Source organism: Aquificaceae bacterium (genome assembly GCA_037722135.1).
Classification (GTDB): domain Bacteria; phylum Aquificota; class Aquificia; order Aquificales; family Aquificaceae; genus Pampinifervens; species Pampinifervens sericum.
In genome coordinates, this window is sequence record JBBKAW010000027.1 from 1 (window position 1) to 9,499 (window position 9,499).

The following is a 9,499-nucleotide window of genomic DNA, read 5'->3' on the forward strand; positions in this document are numbered from 1 at the left end:
CTTGAGCCAAAGAGACCTATTATCAAAAAGGCTATTAGAGGTGAGATAAGAACCACCAAGCCTTCCATCTTATTCCCTCAAATGCGTTATCTCGGAAGAGCCTTCGTAGCCCTTCAGCCTAAATAGAGCAACTATAAGACCAAGACCTACCGCAACCTCCGAGGCGGCAACCGCAAGTATGAAGAGTGCAAAAACCTGCCCTTCTATACCACCTACGAGCCTGTCCACACTAACTAAGGCAAGGTTCACCCCGTTCAGCATGAGCTCCGTGCTTATAAGCAATGTTATAAGGTTTTTTCTTATGATAACACCAAGCAGACCAGAAAGGAACAAAAAGATGCTTATAAGAAGATAAGCCTTCTCTATAGTCACTCCTCTTTCCTCCCAAGAAGAATGGCTCCTATCATGGCGGTCAATAGTATAACAGAAGCCACTTCAAGAGGAAAGAGGTAAGTGGTGAAAAGGCTTTTACCCACCTCCTTTACATTGTCCTTGACCTCAAGACCTACGCTGGCAAAGTTTCCCTTGAGTATGGCGTAGGCAAAGAGTGCAAAACTTCCCAGCAAAAGAGGAAAGCCAAAGAAAAACTCCCTTTTGTAGAAGCCTTCAAACTTCTTTACCTTCTCCCAAGGTATGGTGGTAATAACAAGCACGTAAAAGACCACTATGGCAACTGCGTATATTATCAACTGCAAACCTGCAAGAAGCTCCGCCCCAAGGTGAAGGAACATGCCAGCCATAGCAAGGATTAGGCTTATAAAGGAGAGTATGGCGTGGACTGGGTTTTTGAGAAAGAGCACGCCCAAGGTGGAAATTACAGCCCAAGTGGACAAAAAAGCAAAAATTAGCCATTCCATTCTATCTTCCCCCAGAGCTTTTCTCTTTGCTTGTCATCTATCCAAATACGGTCTGGCTCAGAGCCTCTTCTCTTTTTCCAATCTATGGCGTTTTCCTCAAGTCTATCCATCCTAAGGACCGCAGACCTCCTTGTGTATCCTGCCAGTTCATAAAGGTCTGTCATGGTAAGACAGCCTACAGGACAGGCGTCCACACAAAGACCACAAAAGAGACAGTTAAGCAGGTTCATATCAAAACGCACCACCTTTTTTGAGCCGTCAGGCATCTGCACCGCTTCTATTCTAAAAAGGGTTGGCATAGGACAGGCGGTCTGGCACATATAACAGGCAACGCATCTGCTTTTACCCTTTTCGTAGCTCATGAACTTCTCTATAGCCTTTAGAGAATCCGGCTCTGTGCCATCCCACACAAAGTGTCCGTGAGCTCCTCTGTATCGCTTAGGTGGAGTAAGTTTTTCTATAGGGTAGTTGGTGGTTATAGGTCTTCTGAAAAGGTTTATGAGGGTCACAGAAAGACCCTTTATGAAATCTACAAAAAACACCGTCTCCAACAGGCTGAGAAAAGCTTTTCTGTTTACCTTCTTTATACCCATAGTGGGCTACTATTTTAAGTCAAGTATAGCTTTTCGTGCAAAAGTTTATGACCTATCTCATTCTTCAAGCTTCATAGCCCCAAGGTCATACCCTCCCACTTGAGTTATCTTCACTCTTATTATGTCCCCTGGCTTTAGCTCCCTATCAGACTCCACGTAAGTTATGCCGTCCACCTCTGGAGCTTGTGAGTAAATTCTACCCACTGGCACGTAGCCAAACTCCTCGTCAAAGCCATCCACCAAAAGCTCCAACTCCTTCCCAATAAGCTCTTGGTTTTTTCTAAGGGTTATCCCTTCCTGAATTCTTAGGAGCTCTTCTTTCCTTCTTTCCTTTTCCTTCTCTGACAGTGGGTCTCCCAAAGAAAAGGCATGAGTGCCTTCCTCTTGATAGTAGGTAAAGACACCAACCCAGTGGAAGTGCCCCTCCGAAACAAAGTCCAAGAGCCTTTGAAAATCTTCTTCTTCCTCTGTGGGATAGCCCACTATAAAGGTTGTCCTTAGGACAGCCTGTGGCAGTTTTGTGCGAACCTTTTCTATAAGACCTCTTACAAAGCCCTCCTCATAGCCTCTTCTCATGCTCCTTAAAACCTTAGAGCTTATATGTTGCAGTGGCATATCAAAGTAAGGTAGGACCTTTTCTGAGCTTTGCATATAGTCAAGCAGGTCATCCTCTATCTCTGTGGGATAGAGGTATAGAAGTCTTATCCACCTAATGCCTTCTACCCTTTCAAGCTCGCTCAGTAATTTTATAAGATAGCCCTTTCCGTATAGGTCTCTTCCGTAGTAGGTGGTGTCTTGTGAGACTATGCAAAGCTCTTTTACGCCCTGACTTGCAAGGTATCTGGCTTCCTCTAATATTTCCTCAATAGGTCTGGAGCGGTGCTTACCTCTTATCAAGGGTATGGCACAAAAGGAGCAAAGCCTATTGCACCCTTCTGCAATCTTTAGGTATGCGTAAGACTTGGGCGTGGTAAGCACCCTCTGAGTTTTCTCCTTCTTCTCCAATCCCAGAAACTCCACCACACTGTCCCAGCTTTCTGTCCCAAAGTAGGCGAGCACCTCTGGAATTTCCTTTTGAAGCTCTTCCTTATACCTTTGCACAAGACATCCCATCACTATAACCTTTTTGTCTTCCACAAACTCTAAGATGGTTTCTATGGCTTCTCTCTTTGCAGGCTCAATAAAACCGCAGGTGTTTATAACTATCACATCCGCCTTTTTTGGGTCATTAACAAGTTTTGCACCACCTTCCTTTAACTTTCCAAGAAGCACCTCCGTGTCCACAAGGTTTTTGGCACATCCCAAACTTATCACACCTACCTTCATCATTCCTCCATGTCAAGCTCGGCATCTACCCTAAAGACGTTGGCGTTGTGAAAGGCGTCATACATGACATATTTTCTGTAAGGGTTTTCCTTTAAGGCTTCTCTTATTTCGTCTATGTTCTTGCCTTGCTCTTTGGCTTTCCTTATGTTCTCTCTGAGAAACTGCACATACCCGAGAGTAAAATCCACAGCGGACATGTCCATAGGCTCGTTGTGTCCACCAAGAATCACCTTTGCATCCATCTTCTTAATCTTATGTAGGGCTTCCACAAGACCCTTTGAGCTTGCTCCCCTATCCCCCATAAAGGGTATGCGGTTATAGAGGACAAGGTCTCCTGTAAAGAGCACCTTTTCCGAAGGCATGTATACCACAAGGTCGTTGTCTGTGTGAGCTGGTCCCATGTATATAACTTCAAAGGTCTTCCCACCCACCTTGAGGGTGTATTTGTCCTCTACCACTATGTCTGGTGGGACAAGGACTACGCTTTTGAAAAGGTTGCCAAACCTCTGCTTTGCGTTCTCAAGGGCAAGCTGTGCCTCTCCTGACTGGTAGAAGTCCATGAGCTTTTTGTGGGCTACTATTTTTGCTCCAAGCTCTTTGTAAGTTTTTGCTCCATACCAATGGTCAGGGTGGTAGTGGGTGATTATGGCGTATTTTATGGGGGCTTTCCTTACTCTCATAAGGTTGTCCACAAATTCCTTTGAGAGCTCTGGAGTGGACAGGGCATCTATCACAACCCAACCTTCCTCTGTTAGCACCCCAAAGGCATTGGACATAAAGCCTCTATTTTCCACAGAGGGCAGGGCATCCACACCCCTAACCATATAAATGTCCTCTTGCACCCTCCTTAGCTTCATCTCGGGCGTAATAGCGTAGGCAAGAAAAACAAACACAAAAAGGAGCTTCATATATCTCATCCTTTTACCTCTTGCTATATGATTTTATTACTTTCCACGAATATGTTAACCATTTCCAACTCTTCTTGCGTTTGTATCACCAAGACCTTTACACTACTACCCTTTGAACTTATGACCTCTTGGTTTTTTCTGTTTGCCTCTTGGTCAAGCTCAACTCCAAGAAAGGCAAGCCTTTTGCAAAGCTCTTCTCTTACCTCTGGACTGTTTTCTCCTATACCGCCGGAAAAAACAAGGGCGTCCACCTCTCCCTCTAAGAAAAACCAATAAGCACCCACATACTTCAAAAGCCTATGCAGGAAAGCCTCAAAGGCAAGGATTGCCCTCCTGTTGCCGTTCCTTTTCAAAGTGAGAAGCTCCTCAAAGTCAGAGACCCCCGCTATAGCCCTTATACCACTCTCTCTGTATAGCCTTCTTTCCAATTCTTCCACAGACAAGCCAGACCTTAGCATATGGAGTATAACCCCAGCGTCCACATCGCCAGGTCTTGTCACCATAAGGAGACCCTCAAGAGGCGTAAAGCCCATAGAAGTATCCACAGAAACCCCCTCCTTTACCGCACATACACTACAGCCTTGTCCCAAGTGCATCATTATGAGGTTTGGCTTTGTTTTCTCAAGAACCTGCTTAGACCGTCTCAAAAGGTAGGAGTAGGAAATGCCATGAAAGCCATACCTCTTTATACCCCTTTGATATAGCTCGTAGTCCAGTCCATATATTCTTGCACTCTCTGGCATGCTTGAATGGAAGTCCGTATCAAAAATAGCGTAGTGTTGGCTTTTACTAAAAAGCTCAAGGCTCTGCTCTATGCCTTCCAAGGCTATGGAGTTGTGGAGAGGATTTATACGTGCAAGCTCTCGCAGTATCTCAAGACTTTGACCTTCTATAGGCATAGGGCTTTTGTGTTCCATACCGTGCACCACCCTGTGCAGGACTACCTCTGGGCTAATTGGAAGTTCCTTTGCAAGCTCCCTTAGTGCTTGGGATAAGCCTTCCCCTCTTAAGACCCTCTTGTGCTTTAGGATTTGCCTCTGACCCTCAAAGAGGGCATACTTAAGAGAGGAGCTTCCGTAGTTTAGGCACAAGAAAGTTCTCATCGGAAAACTCCGGTGCGTCTACGCCTTCTTCGTAGGCATGCCTTAGGGCTCTTATCTGCATATCCTTTAAGAGGTCTATGTATCTGCCTCCCACCGACTGCAATGCTGGCGTTCTTTGGATAACGTCTATGGCAATGCTAAAGCGGTCTATTTGGTTTAGTATGGCAAGCTGGAGAGGAGTGGTAATGCCACCTCTTCCTTTAAGGAAGGGTTGAATTTGTGTGGCATCTATGCCTATCTTCCTGTTTTCTCTGTAGCCTCTCACATGCAGGTTCTTGTGGTTTCTTCTTCTGTAGGTGAGCCTGTGGATAAGCCAAGGATAACCGTGGAAGTTAAAGATTATGGGCTTGTCTGTGGTAAAGTAGGCGTCAAAATCCCTGTCTGGAAGACCGTCGGGATGCTCGCTGTCTGGAGTAAGTCTAAAGAGGTTTACCACGTTCACAAACCTTATGGCTAAGTCTGGAAAGAACTCTCTCAAGAGCAGTGACGCACCTATAGCCTCCTTTGTGGGTATATCACCACAGCTTGCAAGGACCACATCGGGTTCTCTATCTGTGTGGGTGCTTGCAAAGTCAAAGATGCCTATACCCTTTATCACATGTGAGTAGGCACTCTGATAATCCAAATACTGAGGGTGTGCCTGCTTGTCAACTACAATGATGTTTACTCTGTTTGTGGACTTAAGGCACAGCTCCACCGTTGCCAAAAGGGTGTTAGCATCGCATGGAAAATAAAGCCTTACCACATTGGGCCACTTATCCACTATGCTGTTTATAAAGCCAGGGTCTTGGTGGGTAAAGCCGTTGTGGTCTTGTCTCCAAACCACAGAGGTAAGCAAAAGATTAAGAGAACTAATGGGAGCTCTCCAAGGCACATCTTGAGATATATCCAACCACTTTCCAAACTGGTTTACCATTGAGGTTATTATGGGAGCAAAGCCTTCATAGGTGCTCAAAATACCATGCCTTCCCGTAAGTATATAACCCTCAAGCCAACCTTCCACTGTATGCTCAGAGAGCATCTCCATAACCCTGCCCGTAGGGCTCAGATAGCCTTCATCCTCGTCCACAGGAAGTCTCTCTAACATCCATACCTTGCCAGCTTCAAAGGTGGGGTGTAGTCGGTTTGAGGCGGTCTCGTCCGGTCCAAAAACTCTAAAGTTGTGGGGGTTTTTCTTTAAAACTTCTCTAAGGTAGTATCCAAGAGGCAAGGTGTTGTTATGGAGAGTAAACCTCTCCACGCTATAGTCTTCTGCCTTTGGTAGGTCAAGAGGCTTTCTCAAAAGCCCACCGTTGGCAAAGGGAGTATCTCCAAGCCTTCTGCCCTCTTCTGGAAAGAGCTCGCTAAGGTTTATAAGAGGTCTACCCTCTTGGTCAAAGAGCTCCTCTGGTTTATAGCTCTGTAGCCACTCCTCAAGGAGCTTTAAGCTATCTGGATTTTCATGAACGTCAGAAAGAGGAACTTGGTGAGACCTCCAATAACCCTCTATGTATTTTCCTCTAAACTTCTTTGGTGCTGTCCAACCTTTGGGTGTTTTTAGCACTATGGCAGGAAGCACAGGTCTTTTCTCCTTTCCACGCAGGTCCATAAGCCTTTCAAAGGCAGACTCCATGACCTCCTTCATCTGACCAGCCACCTCTTCTGGCTCTTCTCCCTCTACCCACAGTGGCTCATAGCCATAGCCCCTCAAAAGACTAATGAGCTCTTCCTTTGGAATTCTCGCAAACAGTGTGGGATTGTTTATCTTGTAGCCGTTGAGAGAAAGCACAGGGAGAACAAGACCATCCCTTTTTGGGTTTAAAAACTTATTGGAGTGCCACGCAGTAGCCAAAGGTCCAGTTTCTGCCTCACCATCGCCCACTATGGCAACCGCCACAAGGTCGGGATTGTCAAAGACCGCACCAAAGGCATGAGAGAGGCTGTATCCAAGCTCACCACCTTCTTGTATAGACCCGGGAAGCTCTGGAGTGCAATGACTTCCGAGCCCTCCCGGAAAGGAAAAAGCCTTAAAGAGCCTTTTCATACCCTCCTTGTCTTGAGAAAACTCAGGATAGAACTTGCTAAGAGTCCCCTCAAGATATAGGGGCGCTATGTAGCCCGGTGCACCATGCCCAGGACCTACCACAAGTAAAGCGTTAAGCGGATACTTACGAAGCATATAGCTGGTAAACAGGTAAACAAAGCTAATATTTGGACTTGCTCCCCAGTGTCCCAGAAGCCTTTTCTTAAGATGCTCCCTCCTTAGAGGCTCCCTCAGAAGAGGATTGTCCTTGAGGTATATCATCCCCACCGCCAAGTAGTTGCATGCTCTGAAAGCCTTTAATAGCTCTTTCATGACCCACCTCCTCCAGCCACTTTTCAAAGCTCTTGCCCCTTATTATAGCAGAGAGCATAGACTCTTCCAGAGGATATAGCCTTTTAGGAACAAGCTCTGGTCTAAGTTTTAGTGTTCTCTCTATAGAGTGCCAAAGCTCCCAAAGTCTAATAAGTTCATGGTTGCCAGAGAGGAGCACCTCTGGGACTTTCATACCCCTAAAGTCCGCTGGTCTCGTATAGACTGGAGCACCAAGCCACCTTCTAAAGGAGTCCCTTTTTAGACTTTCAGGCTCGCTCAAAACCCCCGGCAAAAGCCTCGCAATGCCTTCTAAAAGCACAAGTGCAAAAAGCTCACCGCCTGCCAAAACAAAGTCTCCAAGAGAAAGCTCCTCGTCCGCCAGAGTGCTAACCCTTTCGTCCAAACCCTCGTATCTGCCACATATAACCGCCAAGCTATCAAAAACAGACAACCTGTCAAGGTCCTCTTGAGTGAGCCTTTTGCCCCAAGGTTGAGGAATAATGGTATAAGGCTTTCCAAAATTCTCCACCACATACTCATAAGCCTTAAAAACAGGCTCAGGCTTTATAACCATCCCCGGATGCCCACCATAGGCAGTATCGTCCACCTGTCTTTTGTGAGCAAAGTCTCTTATGTCTACAGTATGGAGCTCAAGCACACCCTTTTTTATAGCCTGCCTTACTATGCCATACTCCGCATAGCACTGAATTGTCTGAGGGAAAATAGTAAGGACAAAAAACCTCATCTAAGAAAGCTCTCCACCAAGCTCCTCGCCCTCTCTTGGCTAAAGCGATAGTATATGTCTATGGTAGTCTTCACATTGGAGTGTCCTGCAAACTCCTTTACCACCTCCGCAGGAAAACCAGAGTTCACAAGGTTTGTTATATAGGTATGCCTAAAGCTATGCACGGAGAAGGGAATACCAAGCCTTTGAGAAAGCCTATTGGTATAAACCTGCAAAGACCCCGCCTTTACCCTTATGTAGGCATCGTAATCCTCAAGCCATTTATCAAGTCTTTCGTTTATTTTCATAGTTTCCTCTTTAGAAGGACCAATTATCGGGACCAATCTTTCTTTTCCTCTCTTTGTTATCTCCGCAGGAAGTCTTAGCCAATATATGCCACTCTTGTCTTTGTAGAAGAAATCCCTCTTAAGCTGGGCATATTCAGAAAGCCTAATACCACTGTATAGGAGAAGACTGTAAACACGTTCATACTTTGTATCTCTTACCGCTTGGAAAATCCTATCAAGCTCTTCTCTACTAAGAGCCTTCGGGCTTCTTTGAGGTTTTGAGTTAGAGAGGTCATCCCTTATCTCTTCTAAAACCGCTTCTAACTCTAAGTATCGCTCCCTACTTAACCATCCTCTTCTAAAAGCAAACTTATAAAAATGCTTTATAGCGGATAAGTGAGTAAGAAGAGAAGAGGCAGAAAGGTTAGAGGAGTCAACATAAGAAAATAACACCCTCGGCTCAACCTCAAGAAGATTTATTTGACTACCTAAGTGTTTTTGAAAAGATGCAAGACATAGGCTGTAGGTTATCACAGTCCTCTGACTCTTAGTCCTACTAAGGCTTTTGACCCATAGGTCTAAAAGCCTATCCATAGTTCTATTAATTTTATTCCTTCTTTTTCCTCTTCTCCAGTTCCATACGAAGAGTAGACAGTTCCATCTCTTTGTTTAATATCTCCCTGTCCTTGTCCAGCACAACCCTCTGGATTTCCAGCTCCTTCTGGCTTAGAAGATGTTCCTTTTCCCTGAGTTCCTCTTGAAGTTTTCTTATCGTATCCTCCTTCTCTTGGATTATCTCCTTTAATCTTTGGTTCTCAGCTTCCTTTTCCATACATTTTTCTCTGACCCTTTCCAGTTCCTTTGTGAGAAACTCCATCTCCTTTTCCCTTATGGCAAGAAGCGTGTAGAGGCTTGAAAGTTCATGAAGAAGCTGTTCCTTTTGCTGTTCCTTTTGCATAAGGGCGGACATATAAGTGGCTATTAAACTACCTTCAAGGCTTGACTTTAGACCTTCAAGGTTGGACTGAAGACTTTTGCTTTTCTCTTCCTGTCTTTCCTTAAAACTCCTTATGTGTTCTAACTCATCTTGCGTAAGGTAAACATACCAAATACCATCCTCTTCTTTGCCACCCCTCAAAACACCAGCCCTTATGCGGTTCTTTACCGTGTTAAGCGAAAGGTCTGTTAAAAGTGCATATTCCGACGCTTTCACTTTGACAACCTTTTTGTCATCAAGCATGACAGCCTCCTTTCAATTATATGACAGCATTTTACACTTTTTGATGTCAGATGTCAATGTGTGTCAGTTGGGAAACAGAAGCTTAGGGCTGTTAATATAATTGCGATTATGTTAACAACTCACACA

The 9,499-nt window shown here is 45.1% G+C and carries 10 protein-coding genes; all 10 read right to left on the bottom strand.

Annotated elements, in window-relative coordinates; all coding sequences use genetic code 11:
* Positions 1 to 69: 69 nt before the first annotated feature.
* From nuoK to WKI49_01910, 10 genes are read right to left on the bottom strand one after another with little or no spacing between them, the layout of a single operon-like run.
* Complete coding sequence (nuoK, locus tag WKI49_01865; protein ID MEJ7621249.1) at positions 70 to 372, bottom strand: NADH-quinone oxidoreductase subunit NuoK; 303 nt, start codon at positions 370 to 372, stop codon at positions 70 to 72.
* Positions 369 to 857: an NADH-quinone oxidoreductase subunit J gene (locus WKI49_01870; protein ID MEJ7621250.1), complete on the bottom strand. Its 489-nt coding sequence runs from the start codon at positions 855 to 857 to the stop codon at positions 369 to 371. The genes nuoK and WKI49_01870 overlap by 4 nt, the downstream gene beginning before the upstream one ends.
* Entirely contained in the window at positions 845 to 1,450 is a 606-nt protein-coding gene (locus WKI49_01875) for an NADH-quinone oxidoreductase subunit I (GenBank protein MEJ7621251.1), read from the bottom strand. The genes WKI49_01870 and WKI49_01875 overlap by 13 nt, the downstream gene beginning before the upstream one ends.
* 57 nt (positions 1,451 to 1,507) lie before the next feature.
* Positions 1,508 to 2,776: a 30S ribosomal protein S12 methylthiotransferase RimO gene (rimO, locus tag WKI49_01880; GenBank protein MEJ7621252.1), complete on the bottom strand. Its 1,269-nt coding sequence runs from the start codon at positions 2,774 to 2,776 to the stop codon at positions 1,508 to 1,510.
* Positions 2,776 to 3,684 (bottom strand): MBL fold metallo-hydrolase, encoded by a 909-nt coding sequence (locus WKI49_01885; GenBank protein MEJ7621253.1) that lies wholly within the window; start codon positions 3,682 to 3,684, stop codon positions 2,776 to 2,778. The genes rimO and WKI49_01885 overlap by 1 nt, the downstream gene beginning before the upstream one ends.
* A 23-nt stretch (positions 3,685 to 3,707) precedes the next feature.
* Positions 3,708 to 4,787, bottom strand: coding sequence for an acetate/propionate family kinase (locus WKI49_01890; protein MEJ7621254.1), 1,080 nt, complete (start codon positions 4,785 to 4,787; stop codon positions 3,708 to 3,710).
* Positions 4,744 to 7,122: a phosphoketolase family protein gene (locus WKI49_01895; protein ID MEJ7621255.1), complete on the bottom strand. Its 2,379-nt coding sequence runs from the start codon at positions 7,120 to 7,122 to the stop codon at positions 4,744 to 4,746. The genes WKI49_01890 and WKI49_01895 overlap by 44 nt, the downstream gene beginning before the upstream one ends.
* On the bottom strand, positions 7,013 to 7,867 hold the full coding sequence (gene trmD / locus WKI49_01900) for a tRNA (guanosine(37)-N1)-methyltransferase TrmD (protein ID MEJ7621256.1): 855 nt from the start codon (positions 7,865 to 7,867) through the stop codon (positions 7,013 to 7,015). The genes WKI49_01895 and trmD overlap by 110 nt, the downstream gene beginning before the upstream one ends.
* Positions 7,864 to 8,727: a site-specific integrase gene (locus tag WKI49_01905; GenBank protein ID MEJ7621257.1), complete on the bottom strand. Its 864-nt coding sequence runs from the start codon at positions 8,725 to 8,727 to the stop codon at positions 7,864 to 7,866. The genes trmD and WKI49_01905 overlap by 4 nt, the downstream gene beginning before the upstream one ends.
* A gap of 13 nt (positions 8,728 to 8,740) precedes the next feature.
* Positions 8,741 to 9,373 (bottom strand): hypothetical protein, encoded by a 633-nt coding sequence (locus WKI49_01910; GenBank protein ID MEJ7621258.1) that lies wholly within the window; start codon positions 9,371 to 9,373, stop codon positions 8,741 to 8,743.
* Between the last annotated feature and the right edge of the window lie 126 nt (positions 9,374 to 9,499).

Coding starts and splice junctions, on each gene's coding strand:
- WKI49_01870 (MEJ7621250.1), bottom strand. CDS start 857: ATGGAATGGCTAATTTTTGCTTTTTTGTCCACTTGGGCTGTAATTTCC.
- WKI49_01875 (MEJ7621251.1), bottom strand. CDS start 1,450: ATGGGTATAAAGAAGGTAAACAGAAAAGCTTTTCTCAGCCTGTTGGAG.
- rimO (MEJ7621252.1), bottom strand. CDS start 2,776: ATGAAGGTAGGTGTGATAAGTTTGGGATGTGCCAAAAACCTTGTGGAC.
- WKI49_01885 (MEJ7621253.1), bottom strand. CDS start 3,684: ATGAAGCTCCTTTTTGTGTTTGTTTTTCTTGCCTACGCTATTACGCCC.
- WKI49_01890 (MEJ7621254.1), bottom strand. CDS start 4,787: ATGAGAACTTTCTTGTGCCTAAACTACGGAAGCTCCTCTCTTAAGTAT.
- WKI49_01895 (MEJ7621255.1), bottom strand. CDS start 7,122: ATGAAAGAGCTATTAAAGGCTTTCAGAGCATGCAACTACTTGGCGGTG.
- trmD (MEJ7621256.1), bottom strand. CDS start 7,867: ATGAGGTTTTTTGTCCTTACTATTTTCCCTCAGACAATTCAGTGCTAT.
- WKI49_01905 (MEJ7621257.1), bottom strand. CDS start 8,727: ATGGATAGGCTTTTAGACCTATGGGTCAAAAGCCTTAGTAGGACTAAG.
- WKI49_01910 (MEJ7621258.1), bottom strand. CDS start 9,373: ATGCTTGATGACAAAAAGGTTGTCAAAGTGAAAGCGTCGGAATATGCA.